A 21612-nucleotide genomic window follows, 5' to 3' on the forward strand; every position below is an offset into this window, starting at 1 on the left:
TGAAAAACCGAAGGAGTGTACCCCCCCATGCCCAGCTATCCCCCCCGTGATATGAGTGAAAGCGAGCGCCGCCGCCGCGCCGCCGCCCGCGCCCGCCGCAAGCGTCAGGTGATGCGCAACCGCCTGATTTTCTGCGCCGTCTGCCTTGCGCTCATCGCCGCGGCGGGCTTCGGCGCGTTCAAGCTGGCGGGCGTTCTCGCCGGCGGGAAGGAGAACAGCGGCGCCTTTGGCCAGAGCGCCAGCGTGCCCGCCAGCGAGCCTTCCAGCGCGCCCGGCTCCTCTTCCACCACGTCCAGCGAGCCCGCCTCTTCCGGCGAGACCGTCATCCCCGCATCCGACGGCGACTGGCGGCTGACCCTGGTGAACAACAACGTGGCCCTGCCGGAGGACTGGCAGATCACCACCAAGGTGGCCGAGGCCTCCACCCAGAAGGAGCTGGCGGACGAGGCCGCCGACGCCTACATGCAGATGAAGCAGGCCGCCGCCGTGGACGGGGTGGAACTGCTGCTCTGCTCGGGCTACCGCACGGTGGAATACCAGCAGAACCTCTTCGACCAGGAAAAGCAGAAGTGGCTGGATGACGGGCTTTCCGACCAGGAGGCCTACGACAAGGCCAAGACTGTGGTGGCCGTGCCCGGCTATTCCGAGCACAACTCCGGCCTCGCGGCGGACATCGTCACCCCCGACCACCAGACCCTGGATTCCGCCTTTGCGAACACCGACGCGGCCCAGTGGCTGTTCGAGCACGCGCCGGGCTACGGCTTCATCCTGCGCTATCCCGAGGACAAGCAGGCCATCACCGGCATCATCTACGAGCCCTGGCACTACCGCTATGTGGGTGTGGAGAACGCGAAAGCCATCACCGAGAGCGGCAAATGCCTGGAAGAATATCTGGACGGGCTTTCCGCCTGACAAAAAGGAGACCTATGAGCTTACACACCGAATCCATCGCCCCCGGCGTGCGGCTGCACACCCTGCCGGCGGATAAATTCAACCGCTGCCGCCTTTCCATCCACTTCCGCTTCGCCGCCGCCCGGCCCGCGGCCACCGACCACGCCCTGCTGCCGCTGGTGCTGGAGCGGGGCTATTCCGCCTGCCCGGACATGACCGCCCTCTCCCGCAAGCTGGCCAAGCTCTACGGCGCGGACCTCACCGTGGCCACCTTCATGCAGGGCGCCTGCCGGGTGCTGAGCGTCAGCGTCACCGGCATCAAGGACGAGTTCGCCCTGGAAGGGGAGCGCCTCTCCGCCGAATATGCCGCTCTGGCCTTCGGCGTGGCCTTTGAGCCCTATTTTGAGAACGGCGAGTTTTCCGCCGAGGCGGTGAACATCGAAAAAGCCACCCTCGCCCGTCAGCTGGAGAGCGAGATCAACGACAAGCGCCTTTACTGCGTGCGGCAGGCCCAGCGCCGTTTCTTCGGGGATTCTGCGGCGGGCGTCGCCCGGGACGGTTACCTGGAGGACCTGCCCGCCGTCACCCCCGCCAGCCTCACCGCTGCCTACAAGGACATCCTCGAGCGCGCTTCCATCGACGTGATGGTGCTGGGCATGGACGAGGCCGCCGTGCGGGCAAGGCTGGCTTCGGCGCTGGAAGGGCTGCGCCGCGAGCCGGCCCCGCTGCCTTCCTTTCTGGCTATGCCCGCCGTTCCGGCGCAGCATTTTGAGGAAAAGCTGGACCTGGTGCAGGCAAAGCTGTGCATGCTGTTCACCATGGGCCGCCCGGCGGACCCGGAAGAACTGGATGCCTACCGCATGGCCATGTGCGTGTTCGGAGGGCTGCCCTCCAGCCGCCTGTTTTTGAACGTGCGGGAAAAGCAGAGCCTCTGCTACTACTGCGCCAGCCGCATCACCGCCGCCTCCGGCTGCATGATGGTGGACAGCGGCGTGGAGCCCGCCAACGCCGGAAAGGCCGAGGCGGCCATCCTGGCGGAGCTGGAAAAACTGCGGGAGGGCCCCATCGCCCCCGAAGAGCTGCAAAACGCCCGCCTGGCCCTTGCCGGCAGCCTGGCCGGCGTGGGCGACAGCCTGGCCAGCCTGGAAAGCTGGTATTTCAGCGAGATCATGCGGGGCGGCCGTGTCAGCACCCCTGAAGAGGCCGCCGCCCGCCTTGAGGCCATCGGGGCCGCCCAGGTGCGGGACATCCTGCGCCGGTTCACCCTGTCGGTGAGCTATCTTGTGACCCAAAAGGAGGAGACCCATGGCTGAGAACTTTGACGCCGTGCGCCGCGCCGTCGGCTGCCAGAGCGCCGTGCTGGAAAGCGGCCTCACCGTGCTGGTGCGCCCCATGCCGGGCTACAGCAGCACCTACGCCATCTACGGCACCCGTTTCGGGTCCATCGACCTGGACTTTGAGGTGGACGGCAAAATCGTCCATCTGCCCGCCGGAACCGCCCATTTCCTGGAGCACAAGATGTTCGAGAGCGAGGAAGGCGACGCCTTCGCCCGCTTTGCCAAGACCGGCGCCTCCGCCAACGCCTACACCAGCTTCGACAAGACCTGCTACCTCTTTTCCGCCACCGACAAGGTGGACGAAAACCTGGACATCCTCTTGAGCATGGTGAACGAGCCCTACTTCACCGAGGCCACCATCGCCAAGGAGCAGGGCATCATCGGCCAGGAGATAAAGATGTACAACGACAGCCCCGACTGGCGGGTGATGACCGCCATCTTCGGCTGTTTGTATCACAACCACCCCATCCGCCACGATATCGCCGGCACGGTGAAGAGCATCGCCTCCATCACACCGGACATGCTCTACGACAGCTGCCGCGCCTTCTATAACCCCGGCAATATGGTGCTGGCGGTGGCGGGCAACGTGACCATGGAGCAGGTGCTGGCCGCCTGCGGGCGGGCGAAGCTGCCCGCCCGGCCACAAAGCGTGCGGCGCATCGAAGCCGCAGAGCCCCCGGCCATCGCCCGGCCCGAAGCCCGCTTTTCCATGCAGGTGGCAAAGCCGTGCCTCGGCGTGGGCTTCAAGGAGGCCCCGGTGCGCGGGGTGAAGTTCGAGGTCGTCTGCGACATGCTCACGGAGGTCATCTGCGGCGGCATGACCCCCCTGTACCGCACCCTCTACGACCAGAATCTGGTGAACCCCGGCTTTGACGGCGAGTTCCTGGCGCTGGACGGCCTGTGCTGCTTCATGTTCACCGGCGAGACCGACCAGCCGGAAAAGGTGCGGGACATGCTGCTGGCCGAGATCGAGCGGCTGCGCGCCGAAGGGGTGGACGGGGAACTGTTCACCCTGTGCAAGAACCAGCTCTACGGCGAGATGGTGCAGGACCTGGAGAGCACCGAGAGCGCGGCCTCGCTTCTGGCGGGCAGCTTTCTGCGGGGCTGCCGGCCGGGCGAGGAACTGGAAGCCCTTGCCAGCGTGACCAAACAGGACCTGGACGACGCCCTGCAGACCATGCTGGACCCCGCGCGCAGCGCCACCGTGGTGGTGGACCCCGCCTGAGGGCAGAAAAGGAGAAACAGCTTATGACGACGAATCTGATCCAGTTCCCCCGCCTGGGGCTGGAGCTTGAAATTGACCGGGTGGCCTTTACCCTGGGCGGCCTGAACATCTATTGGTACGGCCTCATCATCGCCGCAGGCCTGCTGCTGGCGCTGGCGTTTGCCTTCCACTATGCGGCGGACTTCGGCGTGGACGCCGACCGTCTGGTGGACGTGGTGCTGGTGGGCACGGTGTGTGCCATCGTCTGCGCCCGGGCCTACTACGTGGCCTTCGCCCCCTTCCAATACGACTCCATCTGGGACATGATCAACCTGCGGGACGGCGGTATCGCCATCTACGGCGCGGTGATCGGCGCGGCGGTGTTCGGCGGCCTCGCCTGCAGGTGGCGGGGCGTGCCCATCCTGCCCACCTTCGATCTGGTGGCCATGGGCTTTCTCGTCGGCCAGGGCATGGGCCGCTGGGGCAACTTCTTCAATCAGGAGGCCTTCGGCACCAACACCAACTCCCTTTTCGGCATGTACAGCCGCGCCACCCACGAGTATCTGACCTGGTGGCAGGACGACCTGGCCGCCCAGGGGGTCATGGTGGACCCCTCCATGCCGGTGCACCCCACCTTCCTGTATGAGAGCATCTGGTGCTTCGTGGGCTTTTTCGCCCTGTGGGCCTTCCTGAAAAAGCGCCGCTACAACGGCCAGATCGCCCTGCTCTACGCCGTGTGGTACGGCGCGGGCCGCTTCTGGATCGAGGGCCTGCGCACCGACTCCCTGCTCATCCCCGGCTTGGGGCTGCGGGTGAGCCAGGTGGTTGCCCTTGTGTGCGTGGTGGCGGGCCTTGTGCTGCTGGCCGTGCTGGGCAGAAAGCACAAGGGCGTGCCCTTCCAGGTGCAGCTGGCGGTGAGCGGCGGCGCCCTCAAACAGGCCCGCGCCGCCGGCCTGACCGACGCGCAGATCGCCTCCATTGCCGGCAAGCTGCCGGTGGGCGCTTCCCACGCGGCCTTCGCGGCCCAGACCGCCCAGATCGCCCAGACCAACTGGGCCGCCCGGGCCGCCGCTCTGGCGGAGGAGAATGCCCCGGCGGAAGAAAGCGCCCCGGAGGCCGGGCAGCAGGAGACAGCGGAAGAATAACGACCCGAACGAAAGGGGGAAAACGCCATGGCGGCGCAGATCATCAGCGGAAAAGCTCTGGCAGCCCAGATCAAACGGCGGGCGGCCGAAGAGGTGGCCCGGCTCAAAGAGCAGGGGATAAACCCCTGCCTCGCGGTGATGCTGGTGGGCAGCGACCCGGCCAGCGAGGTGTATGTGCGGGGCAAGCAGAACGACTGCCATGAGTGCGGCATCGAGAGCCGCCTTGTGCGCATGGGCGAAAGCGCCAGCCAGGCCGAGGTGCTGGAGCAGCTGAGCCTTCTGGCAAGCGACCCTTCGGTGCACGGGGTGCTGGTGCAGCTGCCGCTGCCTGCCCACATCGACGAGCAGGCGGTCATCGCCGCCATCCCCCCCGAAAAGGACGTGGACGGCTTCACCCCGGTGAACGTGGGGCGGCTGGCCATCGGCCAGCAGTGCTTTCTGCCCTGCACCCCCGCCGGCTGCATCGAGATGCTCAAGGCCGCCGGAGCCCCCATCGAGGGCAGGCGCGCGGTGGTGGTGGGCCGCAGCAACATCGTGGGCAAACCCGCCGCGCTGCTGCTTTTGCGGGAGAACGCCACCGTCACCGTCTGCCACTCCCGCACCAAAGACCTTGCGAAGATCTGCGCCGAGGCGGACATCCTTGTGGCCGCCATCGGCAAGGCGAAGTTCATCACCGGCGGCATGGTCAAGCCCGGCGCGGCGGTGATCGACGTGGGCATCAACCGCGGCGCGGACGGCAAGCTCTGCGGCGATGTGGACTTTGAAGCCGCCGCCGAAAAGGCCGCCTTCATCACGCCGGTGCCCGGCGGCGTGGGCCTGATGACCCGGGCCATGCTGCTGTGCAACACGGTGCAGGCCGCCCGCATGGCCGCCGGGCGCTGAAAAAGCGCCCCATCCCGCCGGGCCTTTGCCCGGGAAAGGACTGAACCACATGGAAAAACGCATCGCCATCTGCCCCGGCAGCTTCGACCCCATCACCAAGGGCCACCTGGACATCATCCGCCGTGCGGCGGCCCTCTTTGACGAGGTGATCGTCCTCATCATGGTGAACTACACCAAGTCCAGCACCGCCTTCACCGCCGCCGAGCGGGTGGAGATGGCCCGCCGAGTCACCTCCGACATCCCCAATGTGCGGGTGGACTACTACGCCGGCCTGCTGGCGGATTACGCCCGGCAGCAGGGGGCCTGCACCCTGGTGAAGGGCCTGCGGGCGGTGACCGACTTCGAGTACGAGTTCCAGATGGCTCTCACCAACAAAAAGCTCTATCCCAGCCTGGAAACGCTCTTCCTCACCACCGACATCCAGTATATGTACCTGTCCAGTTCGGTGGTGCGGCAGGTGGCCAGCTTCGGCGGCGATATCTCCGAGTTCGTCTGCCCCGCACTTCTGGAGGACATCCAAAAGCGCCTTGCCCCGGCTTCCGGGGCGCTGCCCAACGCCTGAGAACGCAAAAAAATACCGGCGGCTTCTCCCTGAACGGGGAAAAGCCGCCGGCCTTTTTTGTGCTGCGGGTCAATCCAGCGCCTCGGCGATGAAGCCGCCGCCCACCACCGCGTCGCCGTCGTAGAACACGGCGCTCTGACCGGGCGCGGGGGCGCGGGCGGGCTCGTCGAACCGCACCAGCGTCTCGCCGTCGAAGGTGCAGCCCGCCGGCGCGGCGGCGCTGCGCACCTTCACCTCGTAGCGCCCGGCGGGCAGGGGCGCGCCGTCGGGGGTGCACACGTCCGAAAGACGCATGCCGCCGAAGAACTCCTCCCCGGCCCAGCCCAGCGCCACGTCGCCGTTTTCCCGGATGGCTTTCACGAAAGCGGGCTTGCCCAAAGCAAGGCCCAGCCCCTTGCGCTGGCCCAGGGTGTAGCGCAGCACCCCCTTGTGGGGGCCCAGGTCCGCGCCGTCCGGGGCGATGAAATGCCCCTCCCTGCCCGCAAGGCCCCGGCCCTCGATGAAAGCCGCGTAGTCCCCGTCGGGGACAAAGCAGATCTCCATGCTGTCCGGCGCGTCGGCGCAGGGGAGAGAGGCCTCCCGGGCCATCCGGCGCACGTCGTCCTTTTCAAACTCGCCCAGCGGCAGGCACAGGCGGCCGAGGATGTCCTGCCCCAGGCGGTAGAGCATGTAGCTCTGGTCCCGGGCGGCGCTCACCGCTTTGCAGACGGTGTAGACGCCGTCGCCCCGATCCTCCACCCGGGCGTAGTGGCCGGTGGCGATGAAGCGGCAGCCCAGCTTGTCCGCCTCGGCCGCCAGCAATTTGAACTTCACCGCCGGGTTGCACAAAACGCAGGGGTTGGGGGTGCGCCCAGCGCAGTAAGCCGCGCAGAAGGGCTCCACCACTTCTTTCTCAAAGGCCTCGCCCGCGTCGATCACCGCCAGCGGCACGCCCAGCGCCGCCGCGGCCTTTTGGGCCTCGGCCACCGCCTTGCCGTGGGCGGGGGAGAAGCGGATGACCGCACCCTGCACCTCAAAGCCCTGCTGGCGCAGCACATTCACGCAGACGGCGCTGTCCACCCCGCCGGAAAGCCCCACCAGCACCTTGTCCGCCGCCTCAAAGGTGGAAAACCCGCTGCCGGGCAAAAACGCATCGCTCATTGCTCAAAACTCCTTATTCTTTTTCAGGCCTGCCGCCCGCCGAATTTTTTGCTCTGGGCCACCGCCAGCCGGTCGCACCGCTCGTTTTCCGGGTGGCCGGCGTGGCCCTTGATCCATTTGCAGTGGATGACGTGGCCCTCGGCCAGGTCCAGCAGCTTCTCCCACAGGTCGGGGTTCAAAGCGGGGGACTTGTCCGCTTTTTTCCAGCCCCGGGCGCGCCAGCCCTTGGCCCAGCCCTTTTCCAGGCCGTCAATGACATATTTGGAATCGCTGCACAGCGTGATCTCGCAGGGCTCCTTCAGCTGCTCCAGCGCCGCGATGAGGGCCGTCAGCTCCATGCGGTTGTTGGTGGTCTCAGCTTCGCCCCCGCTCAGCTCCTTTTCGTGCTGCTTGTAGCGCAGCACCGCGCCCCAGCCGCCCGGGCCGGGGTTGCCGCTGCAGGCGCCGTCGGTGAAAATTTCGATCTGTTTCATGGGCTCCTCCGTCCTGCTGCCCCGCGGAGGCGGGGCGGATGTTCTTATTATACCTGATTTGGCCCCGGCGGACAAGGCATCACGGGGCCGCTTTTTGTCTATACTGTCGTGAGGCAGCCCGCCCTTTTTGTTGACAATCACCGATATCCGGCTGTATAATGAATGTAACTTTAAGCATCTGCTTAAAACCCGAGTGCGTTACAAAAAAGGGCCCGGTCGCATTGAACAAATGGACTTTTCGTGCCCGGCGGCGCTGCCGCGAGACCCACCCGAACCCTGCAAGAGGGCTACATACGCCCATCCACCCCGCGCCTTGCCCCGGCCCGCGCTCCGCGGCGGCCCGGGCGTTTTTCGCGCACCATTTTACGGAGGAATTTTATGAATCAACCCAGTCCCGAAAAGAACGCCCGCAAGCCCAGGGCGCCCCGCGCTTCCAAAGCGGCGGCCCCGGCAAAGCCCGAAACGGGCAAAAACGGCAGGGCGAAGCCCGCCCCCAAGGCGGCGGCCCAGCCCACCGAAAACCGCCCGGCGGACAATGCCCGCCGCAAGCCCTTCTACAGCCGCACCCGCCGGCCTCAGCAAAAGCAGAAAAACGGCCCCGCCGCCACCCCCATGCACATCATCCCGCTGGGCGGCCTTGGCGAAGTGGGCAAGAACATCACCCTGTACGAGTGCCAGGGCGACATGCTCATGGTGGACTGCGGCCTCGTCTTCCCGGACAGCGACATGTTCGGCGTGGACCTGGTCATCCCCGACTTCACCTATGTGGCGCAGAATAAAGACAAGATCAAGGGCGTCGTCATCACCCACGGCCACGAGGACCACATCGGCGCGCTGCCCTACCTGCTCAAGCAGGTGAACCTGCCGGTGTATGCCACCCGGCTCACCATCGGCCTCATCAAGAACAAGCTGGAGGAGCACGGCCTGCTGGGCCGCACCAAGCTGGTGGAGATCACCCCCCGGCGCAAGTTCAAGCTGGGCTGCTTTTCCATCGACCCCATCCATGTGAACCACTCCATCCCCGACGCGGTGGCCTTCGCCATCGAGTGCCCGGCGGGCATCGTCATCCAGACCGGCGACTTCAAGGTGGACTACACCCCCCTCTCCGGCGGGCCCACCGACCTGGCCGCCTTCGCGGAGTACGGCGCCAAGGGCGTGCTGGCGCTGCTGAGCGATTCCACCAACGCCGAGCGCCCCGGCTTCACCGCCACCGAGAAGAAGGTGGCCCAGAGCTTTGCGAACCTGTTCCGCCGGGCGGACAAACAGCGCATCATCATCGCCACCTTCGCCTCCAACCTCTACCGCATCCAGCAGATCATCGACCTGGCGGTGGAGAACGGCCGCAAGGTGGCAGTGAGCGGCCGCAGCATGGCCAACAACACCCAGATGGCCCTGGAGCTGGGATACCTGCACGCTCCCGAAGGGGTGCTCATCGACATCGAGCAGCTGAACAAGTATCCGCCGGAGAAGATCGTGCTCATCACCACCGGCAGCCAGGGCGAGCCGCTGAGCGCGCTCTCCCGCATGGCCTCGTCCAGCCACCGCAACGTGCATGTGGGCCCGGGGGACTTCATCATCATCTCCGCCACCCCCATCCCCGGCAATGAGAAGATGGTCACCAAGGTGGTGAACGGCCTGCTTTTGCTGGGCGCGGAGGTCATCTATGAATCCATGTACGACGTGCATGTTTCCGGCCACGCCTGCCAGGAGGAGCAGAAGCTCATCCTCACCCTCACTTCGCCCAAGTTCTTCCTGCCGGTGCACGGCGAGTACAAGCAGCTGAAAAAGCACGCCATGACCGCCGAAAGCCTGGGCATCCCGGCAAGCAACATCCACATCGCCGAGATCGGGCAGGACATCCGCCTGTCCGCCGACGGGCTGGAGACGGGCGAGCCGGTGCCCGCCGGCGCGGTGATGGTGGACGGCCTGGGCGTGGGCGACGTGGGCAACGTGGTCCTGCGGGACCGCCGCCACCTCTCTCAGGACGGCCTGGTCATCGTGGTGGCCACCGTCTCCGCCGGCGGGCAGCTGCTGGCCGGGCCGGACCTGGTCAGCCGGGGCTTTGTGTATGTGCGGGAGAGCGAGGAACTGATGGAAGAGGCCCGCCGCCTGGTCATCCAATGCTTCGAGCGCTGCCGCGCCGAGCGCACCCACGACTGGAACAGCGTCAAGACCCGCGTGCGGGAGACTCTCTCCGCCTATATCTACCGGCGCACTAAGCGCAGCCCCATGATCTTGCCCATTCTGATGGAAGTCTGACCCTTTTTCCCAAGGAGGCGAATGTCCCATGCGCGACCGACCCCGTCTTACCCTGGAGCTTGCCTGCGCGGCGCTGCTGGCGCTGTGCTGTGTGCTCGCCGCTGTTCTGGCGGTGCTGAAGCCGGCCAGCCTGCTGGTGCTGGCGCCTGCCCTGGCGCTCATCGCCGCCGGCCTCATCCTGGGCGGGCGGCATATCCGCCGGTCGGTCTGCCGCGCGGTCGGCTGCACAAGATTCGAGGGCAGCGAGCTCCAGCTCAGTCTGGCGGCCCTGCGCATTCCGGCGGCGCTGCTCAGCGGCAAGACGATGGTGTGGTACAACGACGCCTTCCGCACCCGGCTGCTGGCCGGGGAGGACGCCTTCCTCCAGCCGGTGAGCCGGGCCCTGCCCGGCCTGGACCTGCGCCAGTGCGCCGAAGAAAAGGGCCAGAGCCTGGAACGGGCGGGCCGGCGCTACACCGCCTTTTCCGCCCCCGGCGCGGGCGGCTGCGCCATTTTGTATCTGACCGACGACACCGAGCTGAAAAACGCCGCCGCCGAATACGCCGCCAGCCGCCCGGCCTACCTCATCATCGAGGTGGACGGCTACCAGGAGCTGGTGGCCGACCTGCGGGACTCCGAGCGCAGCCATGTGATGGAGGCGCTCAACCGCACGCTGGAGCAGTACTTCGCCCGCACCAACGGCTTTTTGCGCCGGGTGTCAGTCTCCCGCTACATCGCCGTTGTGGAGGAGCGCCACATGAAGGAGATCGTGGCCGCCCGTTTCGATCTGCTGGACAAGGTGCGCTCGCTGAACGAAGGGGTGCAGCTGACCCTCTCCATCGGCGTGGGCCGGGGAGGCAGCTGCCTCAAAGAGTGCCAGCAGATGGCCCAGCAGTCGCTGGACATGGCCCTGGGCCGCGGCGGCGACCAGGCGGCGGTGAAGACCCCCGACGGATTCGAGTTTTACGGCGGCGTGACCCGCAGCGTGGAAAAACGCAGCCGGGTCAAGAGCCGCATCCTGGCCAACGCCCTGGTGGATCTGGTGCGCCAGGCGGACAGCGTGGTCATCATGGGCCACCGTATGTCCGATCTGGACGCCCTGGGCGCCGCGGTGGGCGTGCTGCGCATCTGCAAAGGGCTGGATGTGCCCGCCGTCATCGCGGTGCGCCGCAAGGCCACCCTGGCGGCCAACCTGATCGAGGAATTTGAAAAAGCGGGCTTCGGCGAGGATTTCATCGAGCCGGAAAAGGCCGCCGAGCTGGCCACAAAAAGCACCCTGCTGGTGGTGGTGGACACCCACATCACAAATCTGGTGGAGAGCCGCGAGCTTCTGGAAAAATGCGGCCAGACGGCGGTCATCGACCACCACCGCAAGGCCGTGGGCCACATCGAGACCCCGGTGCTTTTCTGCCACGAGCCCTACGCCTCCTCCACCTGCGAACTGGTGTGCGAACTTTTGCAGTATGTGCCCGGCGAAGAGACCAGCCCCACCCCGCTGGAGGCCCAGGCGCTGCTGGCGGGCATCATGCTGGACACCCGCAGCTTTGCCCTGCACACCGGCGTGCGCACCTTTGAGGCCGCGGCCTACCTGCGGCGGATGGGCGCGGTCACCGAAGAGGTGCGGCTGCTCTTCAACTCCTCGCTGGAGGAATACACCGTCAAATCCAATCTGGTGGAGAGCGCCCGGCTGTATATGGGGTGCGCTGTGTCGGTGTCCGGCGAGCTGCCTCCCGGCATGGCGGTGGCGGTGCCCCAGGCGGCCAACGACCTGCTCACCATCAACGGCGTGGGCGCCAGCTTCGTGGCGGTGCAAAAAGGGGACGGGGTGAACATCTCCGCCCGCAGCATGGGCAAGGTGAACGTGCAGGTGATCCTGGAGCAGCTGGGCGGCGGCGGCCACATGACCATGGCCGGCGCGCAGCTGAAGAACACAAGCCTCGAGCGCGCCGAGCAGATGCTCTGCGACGCCATTGCCGACTATCGCCGCCAGCAGCGGCAAAGCGCAAAAAATCAGCAGCCGGCGCAGCCGTAAAGGCCGCCCGCCTGCCCACATAAAAGGAGAAGCGAACCATGAAGGTCATTCTGAAACAGGACGTCAAAACCATCGGCAAAAAAGACGAGATCCATGACGTGTCGGACGGCTACGCCCGCAACTTCCTCTTCCCCCGGGGTCTTGCCGCCCCGGCGGACGCCGCCGCGGTGAACATGGCCCGCACCAAGAGCGAGGCCAAAGAGCACCACGCCGCCGAGGCCCGGGCCGCCGCGCAGGCCCTGGCGGACAAGGTGAAGGACAAGACCGTCACCCTCAAGGCCAAGGGCGGCGCCTCCGGGCGGCTGTTCGGCAAGGTCACCGCCAAAGACGTGGCCGAGGCGCTGAGCAAGGTGGCCGGCGCCGAGATCGACAAGCGCAAGGTGGAGCTGGAGCGGGACATCAAGGACTTCGGCACCTATTCCGCCGCCGTGAAGCTGCACCCCGGCGTGAGCGCGGCCTTCAAGGTGAAGGTGGAAGAACTGTAAGCAAGCGGGCCCGCCGCCCGCGCAAGGCAACAGCCGCCCCGCGCAAGGGCGGGGCAAAGGATGAGGACTCATGCAGGATTTTACTACCCTTGATCTTGAATCGCTGGGCGTCGCAAAGCCCTACAGCATGGAAGCCGAGCAGTCGGTGCTGGGCGCCGCGCTGCTGGAGAGCGAGTCTGTTCTGCCGGAACTGGTGGAGGCCTTGCGCCCGGAGATGTTCTATGTCCGCCAGAACGGCGAGATCTTCTCCGAGATGGTGCGGCTGTTCACCGCCGGCGAGCGGGTGGACCTGGTCACCCTGCTGGACGCGGTGGTGGCCGCCGGCGTGTTCGAAAGCCCCGACGCCGCCAAGGTGTATCTGGCGCGGCTGGGCGAGACGGTGCCCAGCATCAGCAACGTGGGGGCCTATGCCCGCATCGTGCAGGAAAAGTTTGTCTCCCGCCAGGTGCTGGAGGTGGCCCAGAGCATCCTGCAGCAGAGCGGCGAGGCCCCCAGCGCCGAGCTGCTTTTGGAAAGTGCCGAGCAGAAACTCTATGAGATCCGCTCCGGCCGCGAGCAGAACAGCCTGACCAAACTCTCTTCCGCCCTGGTGGAGACCCTGGGCACCCTGCAGAAGATCACCGGGCCGGACAAGTCAAAATACGCGGGCATCCCCACCGGGTTTACTTATCTGGACACCATCCTCACCGGCCTGGGCCGCTCGGACCTGGTCATCCTGGCGGCCCGCCCCGGCATGGGCAAGACCAGCTTTGCCTTGAACATCGCCACCAACGTGGCCAAAAAGCAGCGGGTGCCGGTGGCCATCTTCAGCCTGGAGATGAGCAAGGAGCAGCTGACCAACCGCATCCTCTCCGCCGAGGCGGGCGTGGACAGCCACGCCTTCCGCTCCGGCGCGCTGGGCGACGCCGAGTGGGACGACCTGGCCCACGCCTCGGAGATCCTGCACGACGTGCCCATCTATATGGACGACACCTCCGGCATCACCATCCCCGAGGTCAAGGCCAAGATCCGCCGGGTCAACCAGGACCCCTCCCGCCCGCCCATCGGCCTGGTGGTCATCGACTACCTTCAGCTGATGACCAGCGGCAGGCGCACCGAGAACCGGGTGCAGGAGATCAGCGACATCACCCGAAACCTCAAGATCATGGCCAAAGAGCTGAACGTGCCGGTCATCGCTTTGAGCCAGCTGTCCCGCGCGGCGGAAAAGGCCAGCGGCCGGTCGGACCACCGGCCCCAGCTTTCCGACCTGCGCGACTCCGGCTCCATCGAGCAGGACGCCGACATCGTGCTGTTTTTGTACCGGGAGGGCTACTACGCCTCCATGAGCGGCCAGAGCCTGGAGGAGTCCGACGCCTCCACCGCCGAGTGCATCATCGCAAAGAACCGCCACGGCGAGACCGGCAAGGTGGACCTTGCCTGGGACGGCGCCCACACCCGGTTCATGAATGTGGATTATAACCATGGAACGATTTGAGGAAAGGGTGCTGGCAGCCTGCAAAGAGCTGCTGGCGCCCGGCGACAGGGTCATTGCGGCGGTCTCCGGCGGGGCCGACTCCATGGCCCTGTTGCAGTTTCTGCTGGAATATAAAGGCGCTTTGGGCGTTGGGGTGGAGGCGGTTCATGTGGACCACCGCATGCGCGCAGATTCCGCCCGGGACGCCGCCTTCGTGGCAAAGTTCTGCAAAAAGAACGGCGTGCCCCTTCACGCCTTTGCCGCCGCCGCGCCGCCGGCCCGCCCCAGCGAGGAGTGGTGCCGCGAGCTCCGCTACGGTTTTTTCGAGACGCTGGCGGGCCCCGGCGTGAAGATCGCCACCGCCCACACCCTCTCCGACCAGGCCGAGACGCTGCTTCTGCGCCTTGCCCGGGGGGCCGGGGTGCGGGGCGCGGCGGGCATCCCCGCCGTGCGCGGATGCTACGTGCGGCCCATGCTGGGCGTCGCCAAGGCCGAGGCGGAGGACTTCTGCCGCCGCCGGGGGCTCGCCTGGGTCACCGACGAGAGCAATTTTTCCGACGACTACGCCCGCAACCGGCTGCGCCGCCACGCCATGCCCGCCATCGAGGCGGCCTGCCCCGGGGCCGAAGCGGCTTTTGGAGAATTCTGTGCCCGCATGGGCCAGCTTGCGCAATATTTGCGGGGGCGGGGGGAACACTTGCTGATGAGCGCTGCCGCCGGCCCCGGCGCCTGGCGGCTGGACGCGCTGGCCGCCGCCCCGCAGACCGAGAGGGAAGAGGCCCTGCGCATCCTGGTGGAGGCCGAGCGGCCCCTGCGCAAGGGGGACATCCCGCGGCTGCGGGCGCTTGTGGAGCGCCGCGCAGGGGCGGTGCAGCTCACCGGCAGAGCGCTGCTGGCCGTGCGGGGCGAAGTGCTGGAACGCCGCCGCGTGACGGAACACGCTGCCTTCGAACCGGTGACGGCGGCCCCCGGCGAATACCGGCTGCCCGGCGGCTTCGGGCTGCGGCTGCGGCTGGTGGAAGGGGACGATTGTGAAGAAACTATAAAATTTGCCCGAACTGCAAAAAAAACCTTCGACAATTGCGCAGATTATGATAAAATAGGCAGTAGCCTCTGTCTGCGCACCCGCCTGCCGGGGGACGTGTTCCGTCCCGCGGGGCGGAACGTGGACAAAACGCTGAAAAAACTGTTCAACGAAAAAAAGGTGCCGCCCTCCCGGCGCGGCGCGCTGCCGCTTCTGGCGGCGGGCGGCCGGGTGGTGTGGCTCTGGGGCGAGGGGTTCGCCCACGGCCTGCGGCCGGACGAAGCCACCCGGCGGCTGCTGGTGGCCGAGCCCTTTGACCGTGAACATGGGGAGGAAGAGGAATGAGCCAGAGAGACGACATCCTCAAGGTGCTGCTCAGCGAAGAGCAGCTGAAAGAAAAATGCGCCGAGATGGGCGCGCAGATCACCCGTGACTACGCCGGCAAGAACCTTCTGCTGGTCACCGTGCTCAAGGGGGCCGTGGTGTACATGGCCGACCTGATGCGCTGCATCGACCGGCCCTGCGCCATCGATTTCATGGTGGTCTCCAGCTACGGCAGCGGCACCAAGACCAGCGGCGTGGTGAAGATCGTGAAGGACCTGGACCAGGACCTTTCCGGCAAGGATATCCTCATCGTGGAGGACATTCTGGACTCCGGCATGACCCTCTCTTACCTCAAGGGCCTTCTGCAGGGGCGCAACCCCGCCAGCATCCGCATCGCCACCCTGCTGGATAAGCCCAGCCGGCGCAAGGTGGACCTCGTGGCCGACTATGTGGGCTTTGAGGTGCCGGACGAGTTCGTGGTGGGCTACGGCCTGGATTACGATGAGCAGTACCGCAACCTGCCCTTTGTGGGGGTGCTCAAGCCCCACGTCTACGGCGGTTGACCAAAATGAAACGCGGGGGAAAGACCCCCGCGGATAGGAGATGAGCTTTTGCAGCACAGACCAAAATTCAACGGCGTCTACATCGCCGTGCTGCTGGCGCTGGCCCTGCTGGCGTTCAACCTGTGGACCACCTTCTCCACCGCTTCCAGCGGGGCGAGCATGCCCTACTCCAAGGTGGTGGACTACTTCGAGGCCAACCAGGTGGTGGGCTTCGAGATGGACCTGAACACCGGCAATCTGCGCCTGGCCCTGAAAGAGGGCGAGGTGCCTCTGCCGGAGGGCGTGAAGGAGGCCGCCGCCGAGCAGCAGCAGGCCCTCGACACCACCCAGGGCCTGCTCAGCGCCATGATGGGCAGCCAGCAGACCACCCAGGACATCCTGCCCTCGGGCGAGGGCATCTACCACATCACCTACCGGCTGCCCTATCCGGGCATGTTCGTGAACTACGTGCAGGACTACATCGACCAGTACAACGAGGCAAACCCCTCGTCGCCCATGGTCTATGACTACATCGCGGCCCGGGCCGAGGTGCCCTGGTTCGACATCCTGCTGATGGTCATGCTGGTGGGCAGCATGGTGTTCGTGTTCTACACCATGTACCGCGGCAGCCAGGGCGGCGGCATCATGAACGTGGGCCGCGCCAAGGTCAAGGACCAGACCGAGGACAAGCGCAAGACCACCTTTGCCGACGTGGCCGGCGCCGACGAGGAGAAGAACGAGCTGGAAGAGATCGTCCAGTTTTTGAAAAACCCCGGCCAGTTCAACAGCCTGGGCGCCCGCATCCCCCACGGCGTGCTGCTGGTGGGCCCTCCGGGCACCGGCAAAACGCTGCTGGCTCGGGCCTGCGCCGGCGAGGCCGGCGTGCCCTTCTTCTCCATCTCCGGCTCCGACTTCGTGGAGATGTATGTGGGCGTGGGCGCTTCCCGCGTGCGCGACCTCTTTGACAAGGCCAAAAAGACCGCCCCCAGCATCATCTTCATCGACGAGATCGACGCCGTGGGCCGCCAGCGCGGCACCGGCCTCGGCGGCGGCCACGACGAGCGGGAGCAGACCCTGAACCAGATGCTGGTGGAGATGGACGGCTTCGGCGCCAACGAGGGCGTCATCGTCATCGCCGCCACCAACCGCGCCGACATCCTGGACCACGCCCTGCTGCGTCCCGGCCGTTTTGACCGCCAGGTGTATGTGGGTCTGCCGGACATCAAGGGCCGCGAGGAAATTCTGAAGGTGCACACCCGCCACAAGCCCCTCGCTCCCGACGTGAACCTCAAGACCATCGCCCGCACCACCGTGGGCTTCTCCGGCGCCGACCTGGAGAACCTGGTGAACGAGGCGGCCCTGCTGGCCGCCCGCCGGGGCAAGAAGGCCATCACCGAGCAGGAGATCGAGGAGGCCAGCATCAAGGTGGTGGCCGGCCCCGAGAAGAAGAGCCGCGTGGTCACCGAGAAGGAAAAACGCCTCACCGCCTACCACGAGGCGGGCCATGCCATCACCCATTACTACTGCAAGACCGCCGACCCGGTGCATGAGATCTCCATCATCCCCCGCGGCATGGCCGGCGGCTACACCATGAGCCTGCCCGAAAAGGACCAGAGCTACGTCACCAAGACCCAGATGCAGGAGCAGATCGTCACCCTGCTGGGCGGCCGCGTGGCCGAGCTGCTGGTGCTGGACGACATCTCCACCGGCGCTTCCAACGATCTGGAGCGCGCCACCAAGACCGCCCGCTCCATGGTCACCCGCTACGGCTTCTCCGAGCGGATGGGCCCCGTGGTCTACGGTTCCGACCCGGGCGAGACCTTCCTGGGCCGCGACTTCACCCAGGGCCGCGGCTATTCCGAGACCATTGCCGCCGAGATCGACAGCGAGATCCGCGACATCGTGGACGAGGCCTTCGAGACCGCCCGCCGCATGCTCACCGAGCACCGCGACCAGCTGGAAGTGGTGGCCCAGGCCCTGATGCGCCGCGAAAAGCTCAGCGGCGAGGAGTTCAAGACCCTGATGGAGGGCGGCCAGCTGCCCGAGGAAGCGGAGAAGCCCGCTGCCCCCGACGCAGCCGAGGCGCCCGCGCAGCCCCAGGCCCCTGAAGCGCCGCAGCCCGCCGCGCCCGCGCAGAGCGCCGGGCCTGCCGCGCCCGCCGCGCCCGCGCAGAGCGCCGGGCCCGCCCAGGCCCCGGACGGCGAGCCCCGGGCCTGACGCGGCTTTCGCGCAACGGTATGGAAAGGAGCGAAGCCTCATGGAAGAAAATTTTGACCTGTTGGCCCAGTCCCGCGCCAACTACTTCACCAAGGGCAGCCCGGTGCAGTTCGTCAAGGTGGAGCTGCTCAAGGGCGACGTGACCGGCGACATCGCCGTCTGCCTGTCCTTCAAGAACATCTCCGCCGCCCGCCTCACCCGGCTGCAGATCACCTTCAAGTGCAAGGACCGCAGCGGCGCGGTGGTCTGCCAGGACCGGTTCGTCTATGAAGACCTGAGCGCCGCCCACGGCGAGGTTTTCGGCGCGGACGACGCGGTGTATATCAGTTCTTCGCCCATCGGCAGCGTGGAGGTGGAGCTGGGCACGGCCCGCTTCGCCGACGGCAGTTCCGTGGACCTCACCGCCTATCCCCGTGTGCGCCTGGCCCCGCCCAAAAAGCTGCCCGCCGAGCTGGCCGCAAAGCTGTGCGAGCGCACCCACAAGGAGGGCCTCACCGTGGTGCCCCAGGTGCTGGACGAGGGCTGGTACTGCGCCTGCGGCGCCTTCCATCCCCGCGAGGAGGACGGCGTGTGGTGCAGCGAGTGCGGCTGTGACCGCATCCTGCTTCAGAACACCCTGTCCAGCCTGCTGCAGACCGGCGCCTCCGCGCCCGCCGCCGACGACGAGCCCACCCGCATGGTGCCGCCCGTCCGCCAGGAGGAGCCCACCCGCACCGTGCCGCCCATCTCGGGGCGCCCGGCGGCCGCCGCGCCCCTGGACGAGGACGACGACGTGATCGTGGCCCCGCCCCGCCGCGCCGCCCGGCCCGCCGGGCAGGCGCAGCCCGCCCGCGGCCAATACCAGGCGCGGGTGCAGTATGAGGAACCGTATGAGGAGCAGTACGGCGAGGGCGAGGAAGATCCCCGCGACGTCATCGCCGGGCGCATCATCCGCTGGGCGCCCCCCATCACCGCCGTGCTGTGCGCCATCATCGCCGCCGTGGGCTTTTTGCTCACCCTGTGACCAGGCACAAAATACGCCGCGGCCCCTTTGGTTTTCAAAGGGGCCGCGGCTTTTCCATCCCTTGACATTTTGTGTTCGGGCGTGGTTAAATAAATCTGTGTGCGCAAAATATAGAAGAACGACCCCGCCGTGCGCCGGGGCAAAGAGGAGAGAACGGCTTGGCAAAAAAACAGGAATATTCAAACGAGAGCATCGTCAGCCTCAAAGGCGCCGACCGGGTGCGCAAACGCCCGGCGGTCATCTTCGGTTCCGACGGGGCGGAGGGCTGCGCCCACGCCATCTTCGAGATCCTCTCCAACTCCATCGACGAGGCCCGCGAGGGCTACGGCACCCGCATCACCCTCACCCGCTTCAAGGATGGCAGCATCCAGGTGGAGGACGGAGGCCGCGGCATCCCGGTGGACTACAACCCCAAGGAGGACCGCTACAACTGGGAGCTGGTCTTCTGCGAGATGTACGCCGGCGGCAAATACACCGCGGGCGGGGATAACTATGAATACTCCCTGGGCCTGAACGGCCTGGGCCTTTGCGCCACCCAGTACGCCAGCGAGTGGATGACCGCCGACGTCTGGCGCGACGGCTTCCACTACCACATCGACTTCAAAAAGGGCGAACCGGTGGGCGGTTTGAAAAAGGAGCCCGCCCCCCGCCGCAAAACCGGCACCACCATCCGCTGGAAGCCGGACGCCGAGGTGTTCACCGACGTGAACGTGCCCGCCGCCTATTTTGCCGACACCATGAAGCGGCAGGCGGTGGTGAACGCGGGCCTGGAGCTGGTGCTGGTGGACGAGACCGGCCCGGAAAAGGCCACCACCACCTTCTGCTACCAGAAGGGCATTGAGGACTATGTGAACGAGATCGCGGGGCTGGACGGCCTGACGCCGGTGGTCTACTGCGAATCCACCGCCATGGCCCGCGACCGGGAGGACCAGCCGGAATACAAGGTGAAGATGAGCGCCGCCTTCTGCTTTTCCAACAAGACCCAGCTGCTGGAATACTACCACAACTCCAGCTGGCTGGAGCACGGCGGCAGCCCCGACCGGGCGGTGCGCACCGCCTTTGTGAACCAGATCGACGCATTCCTGAAAAGCAAGAGCATGTACAAGAAGGGCGAAAGCAAGATCACCTTTGCCGACGTGCAGGACTGCCTCATCTACGTTTCCAGCAGCTTCTCCACCCGCACCAGCTACGAGAACCAGACCAAGAAAGCCATCACCAACAAGGGCGTGGCCCAGGTGATGACCGAGTTTTTGAAGCACAATCTGGAGGTCTATTTCCTGGAAAAGCCCGACGAGGCCCAGAAACTCTGCCAGCAGGTGCTCATCAACAAGCAGAGCCGCGAGCACGCCGAAAAGACCCGCCAGTCCATCAAAAAGACCATGGTCAGCCAGATGGACATCGCCAACCGGGTGCAGAAGTTCGTGGACTGCCGCACCAAGGACCCCGCCCGGCGCGAACTCTACATCGTGGAGGGCGATTCCGCCATGGGCGCGGTCAAGACCAGCCGCGACTCGGAGTATCAGGCCATCATGCCGGTGCGCGGCAAGATTTTGAACTGCCTCAAGGCGGATTATGACCGCATCTTCAAAAGCGAGGTCATCACCGACCTCATCAAGGTGCTGGGCTGCGGCGTGGAGCTGGGCGGCAAGAGCAAAAAGGACCTGGCCACCTTCAACCTGGACAACCTGCGCTTCAATAAAGTGGTCATCTGCACCGACGCCGATGTGGACGGCTACCAGATCCGCACCCTCATCCTCACCATGATCTACCGGCTGGTGCCCACCCTCATCAAGGAGGGCTACGTCTACATCGCCGAAAGCCCCCTGTACGAGATCAACACCAAAGCCCGCACCTACTTCGCCTACACCGAGCCGGAAAAGGCCGGCATCCTCGCGCGCATCGGCGAAAAGGAGAAGTACACCATCCAGCGCTCCAAGGGCCTTGGCGAAAACGACCCCGAGATGATGTGGCTCACCACCATGAACCCGGAGAGCCGCCGCCTCATCAAGGTGGAGCCGGAGGACGCCGAGCGCACCGCCGCCGTGTTCGACCTGCTGCTGGGCGACAACCTTGCCGGCCGCAAGGAGCACATCGCCGAGCACGGGGCCGAGTATCTGGACGAGCTGGATTTGTCCTGACGGCAGATTTGTGAGGTAAGACAAGAATGGCAAAAAAACAGACGAAAAAATCAGCGCTCGCCCGGCCCCAGCTGGGCGACAACGTGGAGATCCCCGGCGCCGGCGTGGTGGTGCGCTCGCCCATCACCGAAACGCTGGAACAGAACTACATGCCCTACGCCATGAGCGTCATCGTCAGCCGCGCGCTGCCGGAGATCGACGGCTTCAAGCCCGCCCACCGCAAGCTGCTCTACACCATGTACGAGATGGGCCTGCTCAAGGGCGCGCGCACCAAAAGCGCCAACATCGTGGGCAGCACCATGCACCTGAACCCCCACGGCGACGCCGCCATCTACGACACCATGGTGCGCATGGGCCGGGGCAACGAGAGCCTGCTGGTGCCCTTTGTGGACTCCAAGGGCAACTTCGGCAAGGCGTACAGCCGGGACATGGCCTGCGCCGCCAGCCGCTACACCGAGGCCAAGCTGGAGCCGGGGTGCGAGGAACCGTTCCGGGACATCGACAAGGATACGGTGGAGTGCG

The 21612-nt window shown here is 66.1% G+C and carries 18 protein-coding genes; 16 read left to right on the forward strand and 2 right to left on the reverse strand.

Features of this window, described 5'->3' with window-relative positions:
- The first annotated feature begins 27 nt into the window (after positions 1–27).
- Genes ACH2AT_RS01820 through coaD form a run of 6 tightly spaced genes read left to right on the forward strand, consistent with a single transcriptional unit; the run spans position 28 to position 6021 of the window.
- Positions 28–912 carry a M15 family metallopeptidase gene (locus ACH2AT_RS01820; RefSeq protein WP_394963063.1) on the forward strand — a complete coding sequence of 295 codons (885 nt, stop codon included), beginning with the start codon at positions 28–30 and terminating at the stop codon, positions 910–912.
- A 14-nt stretch (positions 913–926) separates the two neighbouring features.
- Positions 927–2204 (forward strand): M16 family metallopeptidase, encoded by a 1278-nt coding sequence (locus tag ACH2AT_RS01825; RefSeq protein WP_394963064.1) that lies wholly within the window; start codon positions 927–929, stop codon positions 2202–2204.
- Positions 2197–3453 (forward strand): EF-P 5-aminopentanol modification-associated protein YfmH, encoded by a 1257-nt coding sequence (yfmH, locus tag ACH2AT_RS01830; protein WP_394963065.1) that lies wholly within the window; start codon positions 2197–2199, stop codon positions 3451–3453. The genes ACH2AT_RS01825 and yfmH overlap by 8 nt, the downstream gene beginning before the upstream one ends.
- A 23-nt stretch (positions 3454–3476) precedes the next feature.
- Positions 3477–4577 (forward strand): prolipoprotein diacylglyceryl transferase, encoded by a 1101-nt coding sequence (gene lgt / locus ACH2AT_RS01835; protein WP_394963066.1) that lies wholly within the window; start codon positions 3477–3479, stop codon positions 4575–4577.
- Between the two features lie 27 nt (positions 4578–4604).
- Positions 4605–5459, forward strand: a complete 855-nt coding sequence (locus tag ACH2AT_RS01840) for a bifunctional 5,10-methylenetetrahydrofolate dehydrogenase/5,10-methenyltetrahydrofolate cyclohydrolase (RefSeq protein ID WP_394963067.1) — start codon at positions 4605–4607, stop codon at positions 5457–5459.
- A 49-nt stretch (positions 5460–5508) separates the two neighbouring features.
- Positions 5509–6021: a pantetheine-phosphate adenylyltransferase gene (gene coaD / locus ACH2AT_RS01845; RefSeq protein ID WP_394963069.1), complete on the forward strand. Its 513-nt coding sequence runs from the start codon at positions 5509–5511 to the stop codon at positions 6019–6021.
- A 69-nt stretch (positions 6022–6090) separates the two neighbouring features.
- Here the strand turns inward: coaD and mnmA are convergent, their stop codons facing one another.
- Entirely contained in the window at positions 6091–7161 is a 1071-nt protein-coding gene (mnmA, locus tag ACH2AT_RS01850; protein WP_394963071.1) for a tRNA 2-thiouridine(34) synthase MnmA, read from the reverse strand.
- A 23-nt stretch (positions 7162–7184) separates the two neighbouring features.
- Positions 7185–7634 (reverse strand): ribonuclease HI, encoded by a 450-nt coding sequence (gene rnhA, locus ACH2AT_RS01855; RefSeq protein WP_394963073.1) that lies wholly within the window; start codon positions 7632–7634, stop codon positions 7185–7187.
- Positions 7635–8012: 378 nt separating this feature from the next.
- Here rnhA and ACH2AT_RS01860 point away from each other — a divergent pair, with 378 nt between their 5' ends.
- The 10 genes from ACH2AT_RS01860 to ACH2AT_RS01905 form a co-directional block, all read left to right on the forward strand.
- On the forward strand, positions 8013–9893 hold the full coding sequence (locus ACH2AT_RS01860; RefSeq protein WP_394963074.1) for a ribonuclease J: 1881 nt from the start codon (positions 8013–8015) through the stop codon (positions 9891–9893).
- Between the two features lie 28 nt (positions 9894–9921).
- The gene (locus ACH2AT_RS01865; RefSeq protein ID WP_394963076.1) at positions 9922–11904 is read left to right on the forward strand and encodes a DHH family phosphoesterase; all 1983 of its coding nucleotides are present in this window, start codon (positions 9922–9924) and stop codon (positions 11902–11904) included.
- A gap of 38 nt (positions 11905–11942) precedes the next feature.
- Complete coding sequence (gene rplI / locus ACH2AT_RS01870) at positions 11943–12389, forward strand: 50S ribosomal protein L9 (RefSeq protein ID WP_394963078.1); 447 nt, start codon at positions 11943–11945, stop codon at positions 12387–12389.
- Between the two features lie 70 nt (positions 12390–12459).
- Positions 12460–13863: a replicative DNA helicase gene (dnaB, locus tag ACH2AT_RS01875; protein ID WP_394963080.1), complete on the forward strand. Its 1404-nt coding sequence runs from the start codon at positions 12460–12462 to the stop codon at positions 13861–13863.
- Positions 13850–15211, forward strand: a complete 1362-nt coding sequence (tilS, locus tag ACH2AT_RS01880; protein ID WP_394963082.1) for a tRNA lysidine(34) synthetase TilS — start codon at positions 13850–13852, stop codon at positions 15209–15211. The genes dnaB and tilS overlap by 14 nt, the downstream gene beginning before the upstream one ends.
- Entirely contained in the window at positions 15208–15753 is a 546-nt protein-coding gene (gene hpt, locus ACH2AT_RS01885; RefSeq protein WP_394963084.1) for a hypoxanthine phosphoribosyltransferase, read from the forward strand. The genes tilS and hpt overlap by 4 nt, the downstream gene beginning before the upstream one ends.
- Positions 15754–15912: 159 nt before the next feature.
- Complete coding sequence (gene ftsH / locus ACH2AT_RS01890) at positions 15913–17949, forward strand: ATP-dependent zinc metalloprotease FtsH (RefSeq protein WP_394963094.1); 2037 nt, start codon at positions 15913–15915, stop codon at positions 17947–17949.
- 40 nt (positions 17950–17989) lie between these two features.
- The gene (locus tag ACH2AT_RS01895; RefSeq protein WP_394963086.1) at positions 17990–18952 is read left to right on the forward strand and encodes a hypothetical protein; all 963 of its coding nucleotides are present in this window, start codon (positions 17990–17992) and stop codon (positions 18950–18952) included.
- A gap of 158 nt (positions 18953–19110) precedes the next feature.
- Positions 19111–21090 carry a type IIA DNA topoisomerase subunit B gene (locus tag ACH2AT_RS01900; protein ID WP_394963088.1) on the forward strand — a complete coding sequence of 660 codons (1980 nt, stop codon included), beginning with the start codon at positions 19111–19113 and terminating at the stop codon, positions 21088–21090.
- A 26-nt stretch (positions 21091–21116) separates the two neighbouring features.
- The coding region (locus ACH2AT_RS01905) for a DNA gyrase subunit A (RefSeq protein ID WP_394963090.1) at positions 21117–21612 on the forward strand (496 nt) is incomplete at its 3' end.

This window comes from Candidatus Allofournierella excrementigallinarum, assembly GCF_944388085.1.
GTDB classification, from domain to species: Bacteria; Bacillota; Clostridia; order Oscillospirales; family Ruminococcaceae; genus Allofournierella_A; species Allofournierella_A excrementigallinarum.